Source organism: Ensifer sp. VA4 (assembly GCF_055710065.1).
Genome location: NZ_JBVQPO010000083.1, coordinates 1 through 255, shown reverse-complemented (window position 1 = coordinate 255; position 255 = coordinate 1). Strand labels below are relative to the sequence as shown.

Genomic DNA, 255 nt, shown 5'->3' with positions numbered 1-255 from the left:
CGACGTCGACGGAGCGCACCAGTTCCTCGAAGACAACGCGGCCATCGGGCGAACCGATGTTCAGGAGCACGGACTGCTTGCCGCGCATGTGCGACATGCCGAAGATCACGGTGTTCCAGCAATCATAGAGCGGCTTGGCCGGATCGATCTTGATGACCTCCGCGCCGAAGCGGGCGAGATAGGCGACCGAATGCGGGCCGGCAATCACATTGCAGAGATCAAGTACCCTGACGCCATCCAGCCAGCCACCGGGGG

Annotated in this window: 1 protein-coding gene; it reads right to left on the bottom strand. The window is 62.7% G+C overall.

Annotation, left to right across the window (positions count from 1 at the left end):
* Positions 1-255: CoA transferase (locus AC0C6X_RS30265; RefSeq protein ID WP_472956734.1), on the bottom strand; the 255-nt coding region annotated here is incomplete at both ends.